This window comes from Brevibacillus choshinensis, assembly GCF_001420695.1.
GTDB classification, from domain to species: domain Bacteria; phylum Bacillota; class Bacilli; order Brevibacillales; family Brevibacillaceae; genus Brevibacillus; species Brevibacillus choshinensis.
The window spans coordinates 1,205,001-1,220,447 of sequence record NZ_LJJB01000013.1 but is presented as its reverse complement, the minus strand read 5'-3'; the positions used below and the strand labels follow the sequence as shown (position 1 = coordinate 1,220,447).

The window sequence follows — 15,447 nt, the reverse complement described above, 5'->3', positions numbered from 1 at the left end:
GATCATGCAAAATATGAAACACATCTTTGGGATTTTCGCGGACTACCTAAGTCAGTATTTCAAGACCAGACTTGCATATCGTGCTGACTTTCTCGGTGATTTGGCGTCCAATCTGATCTCTGAGTTGATCAATCTCGTCTTTATCATTGTCGTGTTCCAACATGTACCGCTGATGGGGGAGTGGACGCGCGACGAGATTATCTTCATTTACGGATTCTTTTTGGTGCCATACGCGCTGTTTTCCATCTTCTTCGGCTTCTGGGATTTCAACGAGCGCTATATCATCCGTGGAGAAATGGACCGGATTCTGACCAGACCGGTTCACAATTTGGCGCAAGTCTGTCTGGAGTCGATTGCACCTGATCGGATATTCGGGGTAATCTCCGGACTCATTATTATGGCGTACGCGGCGATTCAGCTCGATCTGAGCTTTTACTGGTACGACCCGATCATTTTTATCGTATTGTCGATCAGCGGCGCGTTGATCTACGGCGGAGTGTACACGGCGATTTCCGCCATCAGCTTTTTCTCTGACTCGCGTACGGGCATCACACCGATGATTTACAATATTCAGCAGTACGGTCGCTATCCAGTAGACGTGTACAACAAAGTCATTCGTTTTGTACTGACGTACGTGCTGCCATTTGCGTTTGTCGGTGTTTATCCGGCCGCCTACTTCCTGCGTAAAGAAACGTGGTACACCTACGCAGCGATGACGCCAGTGATGGCTGTGATCTTCTTTGGCATCGGGATTTTGGTATGGAACGTGGGTGTCAGCAAATATAGAGGAGCGGGGTCTTAGGGCCCCCTCTTTTTTATTTGAACGGCCTTTTCTTACCTTTCGTGCTCTCATGCCCAAATCCTGCACATAAAACCGATTAAAAAGATCGGAAAATAATGATCAAAGTGTCGAAATGGCATTTTCGACTATTGTCAAAACAAAAAACCGCAGTATAATATGCTGTATACAACTACACATTCCTTCGGGGCAGGGTGAAATTCCCGACCGGCGGTGATCATACCTAGTGTGTGTAAGCCCGCGAGCCTCCTGAGCTGATAAACAGCAAGGAGTGCAGGATCTGGTGAGACTCCAGAGCCGACAGTACAGTCTGGATGGGAGAAGGATGACGACAGTACGTTACCACACGTGCTTGTTTGCCTGTGCAAACGGGAAAAGGGCGCTCGATACGCGATAGCCCTCTTGTTTCTCGTACTCTTTTTTGCACATGCTTTTGTCTTGCGCCTGCCAAAGCCCTGAGGATTTTTATTCCTCAGGGCTTTTCTGCTGTTTGCACAAGTGTCAGGACGTGTGGATCACGACCACTGTTGCCATTCCTCAAGAAGGAGAACAAAAATGAGGAGATGGTACACATGAAAGAAACAGCGATGCATTCATCGCGGTCAACCCAGCGGCTGGTGACGATTCCCATGCTGGCGGCGGTTGCGTTTATCCTGCAGTATTTGGAATTTCCCATTCCACTGATGCCGAGCTTTTTAAAGCTGGATTTCAGTACGTTGCCCGCATTGATCGGCGGTCTGATGTACGGTCCGGTGGCAGGGATCATCGTGGAAGTTTTGAAAAATGCAATGCACATGCTCTTTAAAAATACAGATGGACTCCTGATCGGGGAGCTGGCCAATGTAGTAGCGGGTGCGAGCTTTATCCTGGTGGCCGTTTCCATGCAACGCCTCGGTCAAGGAAGAAAAGGCTTTTTGATAGGCCTATCCTTGGGGACTTTGTTGATGAGCGCAGTGATGGCTCTCGCCAATGCGTTCTTCCTGTTACCTGCTTACGCTGCGCTGTATCAAATGCCGATGGATACACTGCTGTCGACCTTTGGAGCAAATAGCGTGTGGTCACTCGTCCTGTACGGAATCGTTCCGTTCAACATTTTCAAGGGCGCGATGCTTTCTCTGGTTGCCTATCCGGTGTACGTGAAGCTGGCGTCCCGTCTAAGTCCACGTGCCACAAATTGACAATCTGCCGATGACTTGCTAACATATCTATTTAATAAAGGCTATGAAAGGACTCGCAGCTATTCGCCGCGTCCCAGAGAGTCGGCCCTTGTCTGGAAGGCTGATACTTCGGCATTGACTGCACCCCATCCTGAAGCCGCTGGCGATGAGCCGTGCCGGATGCCCCGCCGTTATCGGGACTTTGAGTGGACTGTAGCTTTTGCTATGGTCAATCAGGGTGGTACCGCGGATGTTGATCCTCCGTCCCTATTTTGGGATGGGGGATTTTTTGCATTCACCCGCATTTATTTTGAAAAGAGGAGCTGTAGAAGGATGAAAGAGGAAAAGGCATTTGTGAAAGAAATTACGCCACAATCGGAGGATTTCTCACGCTGGTACATCGATACGATCAAAAAAGCGGACCTGATGGACTATACGCCCGTTCGCGGTTGTATCGTGTTCAAGCCAGAAGGGTTTGAGCTGTGGGAACGGATTCAGGAGGCGATGAACAAGCGCTTCAAAGAAACCGGACACCGTAATGCCTATTTCCCCATGCTGATCCCTGAGTCCTTCATGCAAAAAGAAAAAGACCATATCGAGGGCTTCAATCCAGAGCTGCCGTGGGTGACGGAAGCAGGCGGTGAGCCTTTGGAGGAAAAGCTGGCCCTGCGCCCGACGTCCGAGACGATCATCGGCCACATGTACAGCCAATGGATTCAGAGCTACCGCGATTTGCCGGTATTGATCAACCAATGGGCAAACGTATTCCGCTGGGAAAAGCGCACCATGCCGTTTTTGCGTACATCCGAGTTTCTCTGGCAGGAAGGGCATACGGCTCACGCTACCGAAGAAGAAGCACGCCAAGAGACCATGCAGATGCTGGAGATCTACCGGGAAGTCGTCGAGCAGGAGCTGGCGATCCCTGTATGGAAAGGGCAAAAAACTCCGAGTGAACGCTTTGCCGGAGCTGTCGATACGTATTCTATCGAAGCGATGATGAAGGATGGCAAAGCCGTGCAGGCGGGGACCTCTCACTACTTAGGCGACAATTTTGCGCGCAGCTTTGAAATCAAGTTCCTCGATCGAGACAATACATTTAAATACGTGCACACGACTTCATGGGGGAGCTCGACTCGTTTGATCGGATCGATGATTATGGTGCATGGAGATGATCGTGGTTTGTCGTTGCCTCCACGGATGGCACCTACTCAAGTGATCATGATTCCTGTAGGGCCGATGAAGCTCCGGGAACAAGTGATGGAGGCTTTTGATCCGCTCTTTGATACGATCAAGGCATCTGGCGTCCGTGTGCGCGCTGACCTACGGGAAGAAACGCCGGGCTGGAAGTTCAATGAGTGGGAAATGCGTGGGGTGCCACTGCGTCTGGAAATGGGGCCGCGCGATGTAGAGAATGGCCAAGTGATCCTGGCTCGCCGTGATACGGGAGAAAAAGTGACCGTAGCGCTGGATGGTATCGTAGAATCCATTCAGAAATTGCTGGAGGAGATTCAGCAAAACATGTTCCAAAAGGCGTTAGCTTTCCGCGAAGCGAATTCCCATCTGGAGATCGACTCCATGGAGCAATTGGCCGCTCACATTGCCAAGAGCGAGCAGGAAAATGCTACGAGCGGCTGGGTATTAGCTGGCTGGTGCGGAGACGATGCGTGTGAAGCAAAGGTCAAGGAAGAGACCAAGTTCACCTCCCGTAATATTCCGTTTGAGCCGCCTGTATTCAAAGAAACCTGCATCTGTTGTGGAGAAAAAGCGCAGCATACGGTTTGGTTCGGACGCGCTTACTAGAGTAAAGAAATCTGGCTTTGCCAAGTTTTGGCGTCAACAGAGCCGTATGCACAAGAAAAAGGCGTGCCCGGACATGAACTGGGCATGCCTTTTTACTTTTTACACAAGCTTTTGCTAAACGAAAGAACGTAGGGTCATGACCCAGTCCACGAAACTTTGTACATCTGTAAAAAGATAATCCGGCTGCGGATCGAACTTGCCTGCTTTTTGAGTGACCGCGAGCCAATCGACGCCCACCGTCGTCAACCCTGCTGCCCGACCCGCCAGGATATCCGCATCGCTGTCCCCCACATAGATGGTTTCGGATGCATTTACCCCCAGCTGTTCCATAGCGAGCCGTATGCCCTCTGGATGGGGCTTGGGGTTTGTGACATCATCCCCGGTGATAACCACATCAAAAAACGAGGTTAACTGCCATTCTCTCAGCGATATGTCTGCACTCCGCCTTCCTTTTCCTGTGACGATTCCCATCTGAATGCCAGTTGTCTGCAATTGTTCGAGCATCCGTGCGATTTCAGGCGGATTTTGCATACGTTCATGCTCGTCGGTATAGGCGGCAAAAAAGTGGTCGAGGGCTGCTGTGTGTTCGTGGGGCGGTAGTTCGTTTTGTACTATCCCCGTCTCAGTGGGCCCGAACAACGCGATAATTTGCTCATTCGTGTAATGCTTTTGCAAGAAGTGCTGAAATGTAGAGCGAAAGGCAGTGAAAATGAGCGGCAGCGTGTCCGCTACGGTTCCATCGAAGTCAAACAGGATGGTTCTCATACGACGACCTCCTTCCTTTTCAACACAAAAAGAAAACCATCTCTGCTGATGGTTTTCATGGTGTAAGTAACAATTATGCAGCGAACGATTCTGCTATTCTTCGGAATCCTCGAAAGGCTCTTCGGAATCATCAGAAGGGTCAGCAGGTGTCAAGGGAAAGAGCACGTCGAAAAACTTGAACTTGCGGCGGCCGGGCTCACTTTTAAAGGCTTTGTACTTGTGCAAAAGCTCACTGATTTCTTCGACGAACTGATTGCGCTCGTCCTGGTTAAGGTGAAACTCATGCAAGTTGAATGCAAACGTGTTCTTGTACTCTTTACGCATATCCTGATCACTGGCAACAAAACGGTTCAGGGTACGCATGAGATCTTTTTCAGTAGTTCGGAACGGTGTAAACATCACATCGCTCAATTGCTGTGCGTTTTCTTCGATCATGACTTGCAGCTTAACCTGAATCACCTTGGCTACTGGTTCGTAGTACTTTTCTACGATGGAGCCTTTGACGCGAGTATCTACCTGTTCCAGCAAACCGACACGAACAAGTTCCTTCACGTGGTAGTGAAGACGGGCAGCGTTTTCACCTAGCTCCGTAGCAATTTGCTTTGCTGTACGAGGTTCCAGATCCTCAAAGAGTTCTAGAATTTTGACACGCTCGGCTATCGCAAGGGATTTTAGAGCTTCTGGGTCTGTAACTTCATAAATCTCTTTCATGCCATTTCTCACCATCCAACTGACTAGGCCAAATTTTGATTTTTCATCGTTCTCTATACTATCAATCAATTCTATCGTTTTCTGATAGAAAGCGCAACGTGTATACAGATGAAGTGCCTGTAAGCTTGTGGTAAAATGAAAAAAGTACATACAAGGAAAAAACGGAATAGAAGGAAGGGATATGCATGACCGAAATGGGACAAGCTGCGCCTGATTTTACGCTGCAAGCAAACGAGAATCAGACCATCTCACTTTCTTCGTATCGGGGAAAGAATGTAGTGCTTTATTTTTATCCAAAAGACATGACACCGGGATGTACGACTGAAGCTTGCGATTTTCGCGATTACCACCCTCAATTCAAGCAATTGGATACGGTCGTATTGGGGATTAGCCCGGATGAAGTGAAGTCCCATGATAAGTTTGTGGCAAAACATGAATTGCCGTTTCCTTTGTTGGCGGACCCTGATCATCAGGTGGCAGAGGCTTATGGTGTGTGGGTTTTGAAAAAAATGTACGGCAGAGAATATATGGGCATCGAGCGGTCTACATTTATCATTGATAAACAAGGAAATATTGCCAAAGCATGGTCAAAAGTGAAGGTAAAGGGGCACGTTCAGGAAGTACTTCAATTTATTCAGGAAGAACTGAAAGCATAGACTACGCTTTCCATCGAAAAGGAGGATCAACCCAATGAGCGTATCAACAGAGTATGTCGTCGAATCTTTTTGCCAGTTAGCAAATATTCCTAGCCCATCGGGAAATACCGCCAAAGTAATGGCATGGGTTTCTCAAGAGCTCGAAAAGCTGGATGTTGCGTTCAAACGTACGAACAAAGGTGCAATCATTGCTACCATTCCAGGAGCGAATGAAGAAAAGGCACGCCTGCTGACAGCACATGTGGATACACTGGGTGCCATGGTTAAAGAAATCAAGTCCAACGGTCGTCTGAAGCTGACTCTGATTGGCGGATTTGAGTTCAATGCAGTAGAAGGCGAGCATTGTGTCGTGGAAACAGGAAGTGGACTTCTTGTCACAGGAACCATTTTGTCTACGAAAGCTTCCGTGCATGTATACGGCCGGGAAGCGGGCAAAGCGGAGCGTTCGGATCAAAACATGGAAGTTCGCTTGGATGAAAAGGTGACAACGAAGCAGGAAGTACTCGACTTGGGAATTTCCGTAGGTGATTTCGTGTCCTTTGATCCTCGCGTGACGGTTACCGAAAGTGGCTTTATTAAGTCTCGTCACATAGACGACAAGGCGAGCGTGGCTATATTACTGGGCGTTCTCAAGCAGCTTCAGGAGTCAGGCACAAAGCTGCCTTACACTACTCACTTCTTTATCAGCAACAATGAAGAGATCGGCTATGGCGGAAACTCCAGCATTCCAGCCAATGTCATTGAGTATTTGGCAGTGGACATGGGTGCGATTGGCGATGGGCAGACGACGGATGAATACTGCGTCTCCATTTGTGCGAAAGACTCTTCAGGACCATACCACTACGGACTGCGCAGCCATTTGACCAAGCTCGCGGAAGCAAACAGCTTGAACTACCAGGTAGATATTTACCCGTTTTACGGGTCGGATGCGAGTGCAGCGCTTCGTTCTGGCTATGACATCGTTCACGGATTGATTGGTCCTGGTGTAGATGCTTCCCACTCTCATGAACGGACACATCGGGAAGCACTCGATAACACAGCGAAACTGGTAATGGCGTACCTCCAATCCGAACAATTGCAAGCATAGGAGTGTCGTTATGAGCAATATGTATCAATGGGCGGACTATTACGATTTGACGCAGCGCGGCTTAAGCGGAGATGTGGACTTTTATCTGGATCAGGCCAAACAGGCGGGAGGAAAGGTGCTGGAGCTGGGATGTGGAACGGGGCGCATCAGCATTCCGCTGGCACAGGCAGGGATTGACGTTACAGGACTGGATCTGTCTCAGGAGATGTTAGAAAAGGCCAATCAAAAGGCGAGCGAGTCAGGAGATACTGACTTGTTACACCTGCTGCAGGGAGATATGCGCAATTTCGATCTGGGACAGACCTTTTCGTTGATCATGATTCCGTTTCGTTCATTCCTGCACCTGCTGCACATCCAAGAGCAAATGAAGGCATTGTCTTGTATCCGCAAGCATCTGGCTCCAGGTGGCAAATTCGTAATGAATGTTTTCGTGCCGAAAATCAACCATTTCTATGAAGAAAACGAAAAGATGTCTCTGCGAGGAACATATCGCCTTGACGATGGTGAAGAAGTAGCGATGTGGGATTACACCCGTTATGACCATTTTCAGCAATTGTGTGAAGTGACGCGGATTTATGAACGCTCCGATGCGAAGGGCTTGGTCAAGGAACGTGTAACGGGTCGCTTTAATCTGCGTTATATCTTTCCTGCTGAGCTGCATCATCTTTTCCGGTTAAACGGCTTCAAGGTGACACAACGCTACGGGACCTTTGCGAAAACTGCTTTTGATGCCAATAGCTCAGAGTTTATCGTGGTAGCAGAAGTGATTTAGCTTGTCGATTTCCAGGGAAATAAGGAGATAAATGGAGGGGTCTGGATGAAGATCTACACGAAAACAGGAGACAAAGGCGAAACCTCATTGGTAGCCGGTGTCCGCGTACCCAAATTTGCAGATCGGGTAGAAGCATATGGCACGTGTGATGAGGCAAATTCACAGATTGGGTTGGCACTGTCTTTGCTGCCTGAGTCTATAGATTGGACCGAGCTTCGTGAAGTATTTCACGTCATCCAAACCAAGCTGTTTCACGTAGGCGCTGAGCTGGCGACGCCCGAGGGGAAAAAGGTAGGCTGGCCGATCGGGGAAGAAGATGTTACGTTCCTCGAAGGACAGATCGACAAGCTGGATGCGGACTTGCCACCGTTGACGAACTTCGTATTGCCAGGGGGAAACCCGGCGGCTTCGGCGTTCCATGTTTCACGCACGGTTGTGAGACGAGCGGAGCGCAAGGCTGTCCATGTAGCCACGCAAGAGCAAGTAAATCAATCGGTCGTTAAATACTTGAATCGATTGTCGGACTACCTGTTCGTTGTTGCTCGTCACGTCAATAAACAAACTGCTACGACAGAACAAACCTTGCACGAATAGATCCAGATGCGTCAGGCAGTCAGGCAGTGCCTATTTGGATAAAAGGAAGTGTGAACGATGTCCGCTATGATCGGAAGATGCCTTCGAACGAAAGAGTTTTCCCAATCATTGTTTTATTACGAACAAGTTTTGGAGTTTCGTTTGGAACAGGTGGATGAAACGCGAGAAATAGCGGTCATCGTTGCGCCGGCTGGTGAGCCTATTGTGCTTGCTGGTCTGGCATCTGATGATTTGTCTGAATATTTAGTGGATAGGTACGATGCGCCACAGCCCGGTCAAAGCTTGTATTTGTCTGCAACCGATACTTTTTATGCTTATCGGGACCGCCTTTTGGCTCGTGAGGAATCGAACGGAGAGTGGTACGAGACAGAATGGGGTTGGGAAAGGCTGACGGTAACCGATCCCTTTGGATATGTGCTTACCTTTTGGGGAGGTCGCACGCTCACCGATGAACAAATTTTGAGCTACTACGACCAGGGAAGTGAGCGTCTTCAAGCGGCGTTGGCAGGCTTGGAAGAGCTTCAGCTCGATTTGGTCCGAGCCCCCGGTAAATGGTCGATCTGACAGCTTGTCCTGCATATAGTCGATTCGGAAGCAACCTCACTGGCGTTGGCCAAATTTGCCCTTGCTGAGCCTGGACGAGACTTTCATGGGAATGCCTATGATCCAGATGTTTGGGCAGAGGGGCTGGACTACGCGGGACGCAGCATTTCAGCCGAGTTGGCGCTGTTTGGTGCGATTCGCGGCCATATGGGAGGACTTGTGCGGCACCTACCCGATGCATGGAATCGCTTCGTGACCTTGCCTACCGGGCAGACAATAACGGTTCGGCAACGGATTGAGCCGCTGATGGGTCACGCTCTCCATCATATTGAGCAGATCTGGGAGACGCGCAGAGTGCATGGTCTGGCATAACCATATCGCAAGTAAACCAGCAGGAGGCATTCATGAATCTGTTGTCGATCGTCGAACAATCAGACATCGCTTACAAGCACGCCTTTTCCAATAGAGTGGAGCGTCCGTGGGGCTATCTGTTCTGGAATGAAGAAAATCCAAATCATTATGATGCCAACCATGCACATGTATCCCACCCTGTCACGGAGATCGGGCAAGCAGCTGCGATAATGGAGGAAGTCATCCCGTTCTTTGAGGAAAAAGGCATCTATCCTCGCTTTTACCTATACGATCAGCAAAATCAGCAGGTGCTGATCAAGCAACTGGAGAGTCAAGGCTTTCGCACGGAGGTATTGCCTTCTCCCATCCAGGTTTGGAAGGGTGAACTCGCTACCGTTCATAATACTGCGGAGATCGTGATTGAGCCGGTTACGACAGCCAATTATGAAGAGTGCTTGCGGGTCGAGTCCGTGCCCGAGTTTGGGGGAAAGGAAGTCAGGGAAAAGGCATTTGCCAAAGAGTTTGCCCACCCGGCCTTCCAACACTTCTTGCTTCGTGTAAATGGGGAGCCTGCCTCATCGTTATGTTTGCTGCAGGCAGGTGAAATTATGCGGATTGAAAACGTAGCGACCTTGCCAGACTTTCGCGGAAAGGGACTGATTGGTCACTTGATCCGCTTTGCGCAGGAGCAGTTTATGCTCTCGGGTGGTTCGCAGCTTTGGGTATGTCCGATCAACGAACGAGTAGAAAGGGTTTACAGTCGCTACGGTTTTGAGACGGTGGGAGTCATTCCATTTGTACACGTTTTTCGTGGCGGTAAAGGTGTCTTGGAGATTCGATAGTCAGATCGTAAAAAGCCCCTGGAGTTTGATCAGGGGCTTTTTACGTTTCAGGCGTCTAGTTATTCCGTGTTGACCATCAGCTATCTTTTGTATACAGACGATCCAGCGTTTCAGACAAGCACGTACTTAGCGTAAATACGCAGAAATCCCTTGCAGAAAGTCGATTTTCGGAGTGTCAAACGTATCGTAGAGACGCTGCCCATTTTGACATGCGTTGCCTTCAAGCAGCATGGTCAATTGTGTGTTCGTTATGGGGAAAAACGTAAAACCCTCCATGAGATTAATGACTGGCTTCATCAGAGAGAGGGGGATATGAATTTTGCGAACGTGTTGTTTACCGAGTGCTGACCCGATACCGTCGAGAATTTGCCCGTACGTAATAGCTATTGGACCACCTGCTTCATAGATTTGGTTCGTTGCAGACGTGTTCGACAAGGCTTGGGCGAATACATCAGCGACCGTTTCCCGTGCTACTGGCTGCAGAGGGTAAGAGCCGTTTCCGAGCACAGGTGTTACCGGTAGCTTTACTAAATCTACAAGCATGTTTACGAATTCATCTCCTGGCCCAAAAATGACAGAAGGCCGGAAAATGACGTAGGGTATGCCGCTTGCCTGCACAAGCTGTTCCGCTTCGTATTTTGTCCGATGATAGCCGCTCGTAGCATTTTCACGGGCTCCCAACGCGCTCATATGCACAAAGCGACTGATTCCCGTCTGCTTGGCCGCTTCCACTACATTCCTCGTACCCTCTACATGAATGCGAGAAAATGTGATCATTTTTCCTGGCTGCTCCCGAATGATTCCGACGAGATGAATGACTGCATCACAACCTGTCATCGCTTTTACCAACGACGCCTGATCAAACAGATCACCCGTCACATAGGTGACATTCTCGCTCGCTGCTTCGTCCTGCTGCTTTTTTCTTTCTGATCCAGGCCGAATGAGGCAAACGGTATGATGTCCTTCTTTGTTCAATTTTGCCAGTAAACCCTTCCCTACAAAACCGGTCGAGCCGGTCAGGAATACTTTCACGTGCATTCCCCCCGTTATATTTTTCCATTCTAATAGTACATCAACGCTAGGCGAGCATGCCACGAAGTCACCAGATTGCTGAGTTGACGTCGCACGGTATAATGGAGAAAAAGGGGGATATATCTATGGCGCAACGCAAAGTACCAGTCGCAGAAATCTTGGATACGCTGCACCAACTGTATCCGGACGCGCATTGTGAATTAAACTATACGACCCCGTTTGAGCTTCTGATCGCCACGATCCTGTCAGCGCAATGTACAGATAAACGGGTTAATGAAATAACAGCACCGATGTTTGCAAAACTGAATCAGCCGGAGCACTACCTTCATTTGACACAAGAAGAAATGGAGGAGCATATAAAAGGACTTGGACTGTATAAAAATAAGAGTAAGAACATTTTAGAGACCTGTCGAATCCTATACGAAAAATACAATAGCGAGGTGCCGCAAACGCATAAGGAGCTGGAGGCGTTGCCGGGTGTCGGGAGAAAAACAGCGAATGTCGTGCTGTCCAATGCGTACGGGGTCCCCGCGATCGCCGTTGATACCCATGTGTTTCGCGTAGGAAATCGCCTAGGGTTGGCAAAAAGCGATAACGTGGATGAAGTAGAGCGTCAATTGATGAAGCGTATTCCCCGGGAAAAATGGTCAGATGCCCATCACTGGCTCATTTGGCACGGTAGACGGATCTGCTCTGCGCGCAACCCTCAATGTGGGATTTGTCCACTTCAATCAATGTGCAAGCATGCGATTACGGAAGGAAAAAAAGCTCAGACTAAATCAAAAGCGAAGACGAAAGCGCAGGCGTAATCCTCCTTTTCCAGTTTCTTCATTGCCTAATTCGATGTAATGGATATTGACATTTTTCGCTAAGTAGACGTACACTTATTTATATTAATTCTAATCAATGGCATGAGAAACAGTTATTCTTTTGTCTTTGCGAAAGACTGTGGGGTGTAACGATATGGCACAGCGTGTAGAAAAAGCTGTAGAAATCCTGAAGAACACCGGGGTTCGAATGACACCTCAACGCCATGCAATTTTGACCTATTTGCTGGAGACGATGACTCACCCGACCGCTGACGAAATATACAAAGCTCTCGAAGGCAAATTCCCCAATATGAGTGTAGCCACGATTTATAACAATTTGCGCGTTTTTAAGGATGCGGGATTAGTTGTTGAATTGACTTATGGGGATGCGTCCAGCCGGTTTGATGCAAATGTGGAGGAAGATCACTACCACGCCATCTGTTCGAAGTGTGGGGCTATCAGCGATTTTCACTTCCCTTATTTGCGGGACGCGGAAGAATCCGCTGCGAAAGACATCGGTTTTCACGTTACGGGTCATCGCATGGAAGTTTATGGCATCTGTGATGCCTGTCAAAAGAACACCCACTGAAATCACTTTAAATCTGAGAAACACCTTCTGAATCAACCGGAAATGAGTTGAGGAGGAAGGTGTTTTTTGGCACAAGCTGTAACGTTTTGTCGTTTCAAACGTCTTTTGGAAGGAAGCGTGTATACGAGCGTTAAGTATGTCAGAAGGTTGTGAATGGTTTGTACGTATGGAATGTAAATGCGAAAGACCGAAATAGATCGACGGACGTCCTTTTGGGATGCTGTCCGTTTGGGAGGAGGTCGTAGCCATGGGTCTGGAATTGGGAATGGCACCTCGTCCCAAGAAAAGAAGAAGACGAATCCTTCAGTTCTTCTTCATGCTCATGCTCTTTTTTGTCGCGATATTCGGTGCGATATACTGGTTCTTCATGCTAAGGGCGTCCACAGAGCACGTCCAACCGTATGATGGGGCGAAGCAGGTAATCGTTTACGAAGGAACACGAACATCCACGCCTTATTTAGTTGAATCCAATCAGGTTTTGCTGCCCTTTGAGTTCATCAAGGAGCAGATTGATCCTGCTATTTTTTGGGACGAACCCACTCACTCTGTCATCGTTACGACGAAGGACAAGGTTCTTCGGATGGAGAGCGGGCAAGTGGTTGCCTACTTGAACAAACAGCCTGTCAATTTGCAAGTGCCCGTCAAAGAGGTAGACGGTGTGCGCTACGTTCCGATGGATCCGCTGGAAAAGCTGTACCCGTACGCCTTTGTGCAAAAACCAAATACAGGAGTATTATCGGTTGAAAAAGACGGGTACGCCATTCAGCAAGCAACAGTTGTCGCAGGGGATGAGCTCCAGCTTGTCAGAACGGGTGCGTCTATCCGAACGCCGATTGTCGCCGAGTTAGCGGCAGGGGCTAGTGTGGATGTGTTGGGAGAATCGGAAAAGTGGTATCGCGTCTTGACCGCTGACGGTATTGCGGGATTTTTGCCGAGAGAGAGTGTTGAGCTGACGCAGGTGCGCAAGGTTAGTCTGGACCGCCCGGCGCAATCTCAACAACCTGTTGCCTGGAAGCCGTTGGGGCAAAAGATCAATCTCGTGTGGGAGCAAGTGACGAATCGTAATCCAAACGTGGAGGGTATTGGGGCCATGCCGGGAGTCAATGTCGTCTCTCCAACATGGTTCGAGCTAAAGGATCCAGAAGGGACGTTTTTGAACAAGGCGGACTCCGGTTATGTCAAGTGGGCGCATCAGCGTGGCTACAAGGTTTGGGGATTGGTGACCAATGGTTTTAACCCGGACTGGACCAAATCCGTGCTCAGCAGCTACGACAAGCGAGACAAAATGATTGCCCAGCTGATTCATTACGCCAACCTTTACGATTTGGATGGTATCAACATCGATTTTGAAAACGTGTATTTGGATGAGAAGCCAAAGCTCGTTCAGTTTGTTCGTGAGCTGACGCCATATATGCACGAGCAAGGACTCACGGTCTCGATTGATGTGACGATTAAGTCGACTGCGGAGACGTGGTCGATGTTCCTGGACCGCGCTGCACTCGGACAGGTCGTGGATTACATGGCAGTCATGACCTATGACGAGCATTGGGCGTCCAGTCCAAAAGCAGGCTCTGTAGCATCGTTCCCGTGGGTCGAGAACGGACTGAAAGGCGTTATGGAAGAGGTTCCGCATCAAAAGCTTTTACTGGGCGTCCCATTCTATACGCGTTTATGGACGGAGAGCAAGCAGGCAGACGGTAGTGTGAAGGTAAGCTCAAAAGCTCTGTCCATGCCCCGCGCGCTGGAGTGGATGAACGAACGCAAGCTGACTCCTAAGCTAGATGAGGCAAGTGGTCAGAACTATGTACAATACACGGACCCCAAGGATGGGAATACGTATAAGATGTGGCTGGAAGACGTCACTTCTATAGAAAAGCGGATGGCGCTCGTGCACAAGTACAATCTCGCAGGGGTAGCGTCCTGGCGTCGCGGTTACGAAGTACCTGAGATTTGGAAGGCTGTAGAAGAGGGATTGAACAGTCAGCACGACAAACCAACTTCTTAAACAGAAGAAAGCCACCTGCTTGCCCTTTGATGGGTGAACGCAGGTGGCTTTTTGCTTATGGATCGTACATCATACCACATTATGTTTGGTTTTGTTGCGGTTGTCCGTCTTCGAGACGCAGAGGCTGTCCACAAAACATACAGGCGTCTTCTTTTCCGAGCATTTTTGTTACTTTTTGGCACGAAGGGCATTGTACCTGTGGAGCAGAGGTTGAGACCATTCCGGAAATCATAAACATAACCGTGCTGCCCATCGTTAAGATAAAGCCGATGATCAACAGCAACGTCATAAAGACGTGAGAACCTTTGAACAGGCTGCCGAGAAAAGGAATAAAGTCCAAGTATCCAGCAAAAAAAGCGTACCCTGTATACATCAGCAAAATACCGATCACCATGCTCCAGTTACCCCAAGTGCGCATGCGTTTGATCTTGCTAAGGCGTTCAGTTTTCTTCATCATCATTCCTCCTACCCTACAGTATAGCATACAAAGGATTTGTCTGTTGACAAGCAGGAAAAGGACTTCTCATGTAGAATCCATAAGTTCAACCCAGGGGCAGGGAGGAAGAAAGGCATGAACATGAGGCCAGAAGAGAGTCAACAAACGTATCTCGAGCTGCTTCAAAAGCGTTTGGATGTACAAGCTGTACTTATGTTGCCTGATTTCCCCAGTCGAGAGGGTACTTATTACTTAATTGTAGCCAAACAGCCTGAGATTGATGGTACCATAAGGCGAGTTCTTTTTCAGGACCAATCAATTATGGAGCAGTGGATAAGCATGTGGCAGCTAGAAAAGGGAACCATTTACGGCTTGGATGAGAAGCTGGCCCACATGCTAGCAAGAGCGGAGATTCTCATTGATAAAGCCGATTATATGAGGCAAATTAAGCAACGACTATTAAGGATTACTGATTCCTTGCAAAAAAAGCTCATATGTC

The 15,447-nt window shown here is 48.8% G+C and carries 18 protein-coding genes and 1 riboswitch (1 of these 19 cut by a window edge); of the genes, 14 read left to right on the top strand and 4 right to left on the bottom strand.

Annotated features, from left to right (window positions below; all coding sequences use genetic code 11):
• Positions 1 to 4: 4 nt before the first annotated feature.
• From AN963_RS26170 to proS, 3 genes are all read left to right on the top strand, one after another.
• Positions 5 to 802 carry an ABC transporter permease gene (locus tag AN963_RS26170; protein ID WP_055747433.1) on the top strand — a complete coding sequence of 266 codons (798 nt, stop codon included), beginning with the start codon at positions 5 to 7 and terminating at the stop codon, positions 800 to 802.
• Between the two features lie 173 nt (positions 803 to 975).
• A riboswitch (FMN riboswitch) is annotated at positions 976 to 1,129 on the top strand.
• Positions 1,130 to 1,371: 242 nt separating this feature from the next.
• Positions 1,372 to 1,977, top strand: coding sequence for an ECF transporter S component (locus AN963_RS26165; protein WP_055747432.1), 606 nt, complete (start codon positions 1,372 to 1,374; stop codon positions 1,975 to 1,977).
• A 312-nt stretch (positions 1,978 to 2,289) separates the two neighbouring features.
• Positions 2,290 to 3,756: a proline--tRNA ligase gene (gene proS / locus AN963_RS26160; RefSeq protein WP_055747431.1), complete on the top strand. Its 1,467-nt coding sequence runs from the start codon at positions 2,290 to 2,292 to the stop codon at positions 3,754 to 3,756.
• 114 nt (positions 3,757 to 3,870) lie between these two features.
• On the opposite strand, the gene AN963_RS26155 is transcribed toward proS, so the two are convergent.
• Positions 3,871 to 4,521, bottom strand: a complete 651-nt coding sequence (locus AN963_RS26155) for an HAD family hydrolase (protein WP_055747430.1) — start codon at positions 4,519 to 4,521, stop codon at positions 3,871 to 3,873.
• A gap of 93 nt (positions 4,522 to 4,614) precedes the next feature.
• Entirely contained in the window at positions 4,615 to 5,232 is a 618-nt protein-coding gene (locus AN963_RS26150; protein ID WP_055747429.1) for a winged helix-turn-helix domain-containing protein, read from the bottom strand.
• A 185-nt stretch (positions 5,233 to 5,417) separates the two neighbouring features.
• Here AN963_RS26150 and bcp point away from each other — a divergent pair, with 185 nt between their 5' ends.
• From bcp to AN963_RS26115, 7 genes are read left to right on the top strand one after another with little or no spacing between them, the layout of a single operon-like run.
• Positions 5,418 to 5,888 carry a thioredoxin-dependent thiol peroxidase gene (gene bcp, locus AN963_RS26145; RefSeq protein WP_055747428.1) on the top strand — a complete coding sequence of 157 codons (471 nt, stop codon included), beginning with the start codon at positions 5,418 to 5,420 and terminating at the stop codon, positions 5,886 to 5,888.
• Positions 5,889 to 5,922: 34 nt separating this feature from the next.
• Complete coding sequence (locus AN963_RS26140; RefSeq protein WP_055747427.1) at positions 5,923 to 6,975, top strand: M42 family metallopeptidase; 1,053 nt, start codon at positions 5,923 to 5,925, stop codon at positions 6,973 to 6,975.
• 10 nt (positions 6,976 to 6,985) lie between these two features.
• Positions 6,986 to 7,747: a class I SAM-dependent methyltransferase gene (locus AN963_RS26135; RefSeq protein ID WP_055747426.1), complete on the top strand. Its 762-nt coding sequence runs from the start codon at positions 6,986 to 6,988 to the stop codon at positions 7,745 to 7,747.
• Between the two features lie 45 nt (positions 7,748 to 7,792).
• On the top strand, positions 7,793 to 8,341 hold the full coding sequence (locus AN963_RS26130; RefSeq protein WP_055747425.1) for a cob(I)yrinic acid a,c-diamide adenosyltransferase: 549 nt from the start codon (positions 7,793 to 7,795) through the stop codon (positions 8,339 to 8,341).
• A gap of 57 nt (positions 8,342 to 8,398) precedes the next feature.
• On the top strand, positions 8,399 to 8,905 hold the full coding sequence (locus tag AN963_RS26125) for a VOC family protein (protein WP_055747424.1): 507 nt from the start codon (positions 8,399 to 8,401) through the stop codon (positions 8,903 to 8,905).
• Positions 8,906 to 8,914: 9 nt separating this feature from the next.
• Complete coding sequence (locus tag AN963_RS26120) at positions 8,915 to 9,256, top strand: DinB family protein (protein WP_330218862.1); 342 nt, start codon at positions 8,915 to 8,917, stop codon at positions 9,254 to 9,256.
• A 32-nt stretch (positions 9,257 to 9,288) separates the two neighbouring features.
• Positions 9,289 to 10,077, top strand: a complete 789-nt coding sequence (locus AN963_RS26115) for a GNAT family N-acetyltransferase (protein WP_055747422.1) — start codon at positions 9,289 to 9,291, stop codon at positions 10,075 to 10,077.
• A gap of 126 nt (positions 10,078 to 10,203) precedes the next feature.
• Here the strand turns inward: AN963_RS26115 and AN963_RS26110 are convergent, their stop codons facing one another.
• A complete protein-coding gene (locus tag AN963_RS26110; RefSeq protein WP_055747421.1) occupies positions 10,204 to 11,109 on the bottom strand; it encodes a complex I NDUFA9 subunit family protein in 906 nt (301 codons plus the stop codon).
• A 125-nt stretch (positions 11,110 to 11,234) separates the two neighbouring features.
• Between AN963_RS26110 and nth the strand changes: the two genes are divergently transcribed.
• From nth to AN963_RS26095, 3 genes are all read left to right on the top strand, one after another.
• A complete protein-coding gene (nth, locus tag AN963_RS26105) occupies positions 11,235 to 11,918 on the top strand; it encodes an endonuclease III (RefSeq protein WP_055747420.1) in 684 nt (227 codons plus the stop codon).
• Positions 11,919 to 12,072: 154 nt separating this feature from the next.
• Positions 12,073 to 12,507 carry a peroxide-responsive transcriptional repressor PerR gene (perR, locus tag AN963_RS26100; protein WP_055747419.1) on the top strand — a complete coding sequence of 145 codons (435 nt, stop codon included), beginning with the start codon at positions 12,073 to 12,075 and terminating at the stop codon, positions 12,505 to 12,507.
• 247 nt (positions 12,508 to 12,754) lie between these two features.
• Positions 12,755 to 14,512 (top strand): glycosyl hydrolase family 18 protein, encoded by a 1,758-nt coding sequence (locus AN963_RS26095; protein WP_055747418.1) that lies wholly within the window; start codon positions 12,755 to 12,757, stop codon positions 14,510 to 14,512.
• Positions 14,513 to 14,591: 79 nt separating this feature from the next.
• On the opposite strand, the gene AN963_RS26090 is transcribed toward AN963_RS26095, so the two are convergent.
• Positions 14,592 to 14,966 carry a YgzB family protein gene (locus AN963_RS26090; RefSeq protein WP_055747417.1) on the bottom strand — a complete coding sequence of 125 codons (375 nt, stop codon included), beginning with the start codon at positions 14,964 to 14,966 and terminating at the stop codon, positions 14,592 to 14,594.
• Between the two features lie 117 nt (positions 14,967 to 15,083).
• Here AN963_RS26090 and AN963_RS26085 point away from each other — a divergent pair, with 117 nt between their 5' ends.
• A protein-coding gene (locus AN963_RS26085) for a nucleotidyltransferase-like protein (protein ID WP_055747416.1) crosses the window boundary here: on the top strand, positions 15,084 to 15,447 show its 5' portion. The gene runs 500 nt beyond the window's last position; only the first 364 of its 864 coding nucleotides appear in the window; the start codon lies at positions 15,084 to 15,086; its stop codon lies off the right edge, out of view.

Excerpts from the sequence above, each read along its gene's own strand:
- AN963_RS26170 (WP_055747433.1), top strand. The coding sequence starts at position 5 with ATGCAAAATATGAAACACATCTTTGGGATTTTCGCGGACTACCTAAGT.
- AN963_RS26165 (WP_055747432.1), top strand. The coding sequence starts at position 1,372 with ATGAAAGAAACAGCGATGCATTCATCGCGGTCAACCCAGCGGCTGGTG.
- proS (WP_055747431.1), top strand. The coding sequence starts at position 2,290 with ATGAAAGAGGAAAAGGCATTTGTGAAAGAAATTACGCCACAATCGGAG.
- AN963_RS26155 (WP_055747430.1), bottom strand. The coding sequence starts at position 4,521 with ATGAGAACCATCCTGTTTGACTTCGATGGAACCGTAGCGGACACGCTG.
- AN963_RS26150 (WP_055747429.1), bottom strand. The coding sequence starts at position 5,232 with ATGAAAGAGATTTATGAAGTTACAGACCCAGAAGCTCTAAAATCCCTT.
- bcp (WP_055747428.1), top strand. The coding sequence starts at position 5,418 with ATGACCGAAATGGGACAAGCTGCGCCTGATTTTACGCTGCAAGCAAAC.
- AN963_RS26140 (WP_055747427.1), top strand. The coding sequence starts at position 5,923 with ATGAGCGTATCAACAGAGTATGTCGTCGAATCTTTTTGCCAGTTAGCA.
- AN963_RS26135 (WP_055747426.1), top strand. The coding sequence starts at position 6,986 with ATGAGCAATATGTATCAATGGGCGGACTATTACGATTTGACGCAGCGC.
- AN963_RS26130 (WP_055747425.1), top strand. The coding sequence starts at position 7,793 with ATGAAGATCTACACGAAAACAGGAGACAAAGGCGAAACCTCATTGGTA.
- AN963_RS26125 (WP_055747424.1), top strand. The coding sequence starts at position 8,399 with ATGTCCGCTATGATCGGAAGATGCCTTCGAACGAAAGAGTTTTCCCAA.
- AN963_RS26115 (WP_055747422.1), top strand. The coding sequence starts at position 9,289 with ATGAATCTGTTGTCGATCGTCGAACAATCAGACATCGCTTACAAGCAC.
- nth (WP_055747420.1), top strand. The coding sequence starts at position 11,235 with ATGGCGCAACGCAAAGTACCAGTCGCAGAAATCTTGGATACGCTGCAC.
- perR (WP_055747419.1), top strand. The coding sequence starts at position 12,073 with ATGGCACAGCGTGTAGAAAAAGCTGTAGAAATCCTGAAGAACACCGGG.
- AN963_RS26095 (WP_055747418.1), top strand. The coding sequence starts at position 12,755 with ATGGGTCTGGAATTGGGAATGGCACCTCGTCCCAAGAAAAGAAGAAGA.
- AN963_RS26090 (WP_055747417.1), bottom strand. The coding sequence starts at position 14,966 with ATGAAGAAAACTGAACGCCTTAGCAAGATCAAACGCATGCGCACTTGG.